This window comes from Shewanella sp. CAL98-MNA-CIBAN-0140 (assembly GCF_040309905.1).
Classification (GTDB): domain Bacteria; phylum Pseudomonadota; class Gammaproteobacteria; order Enterobacterales; family Shewanellaceae; genus Shewanella; species Shewanella psychromarinicola.
On sequence record NZ_JBEOPI010000176.1, the window covers coordinates 1 to 270 of the forward strand.

The 270-nt window shown below is 47.4% G+C and carries 1 protein-coding gene; it reads right to left on the reverse strand.

From position 1 onward, the window contains the following. Window positions 1-270, reverse strand: a 270-nt coding sequence (locus AAEY93_RS20655; RefSeq protein WP_351079547.1) for a histidine kinase dimerization/phospho-acceptor domain-containing protein, incomplete at both ends; no start/stop codon positions are given.

Genomic DNA, 270 nt, shown 5'->3' on the forward strand with positions numbered 1-270 from the left:
TTATTCCACATTGCGGGCGGTGGCATCATGTCGCTATCCATCATCTCAAGATAGCCTGTAACCACCGTGAGCGGGGTTCGCAGTTCATGCGACACATTGGCAACAAAGTCTTTGCGCATTTGTTCTAGTTGCTTTAAGCGGGTTACATCGCGTACTACTACCATTAACTGTGTGCTGGCATAGGGCATAACTCTAAACTCAAGTATTTGCTCTATGTTATGACCACTTTCAAGCTCCAGTGGCTCGGTAAATTGGCCGCGGTGCATATAC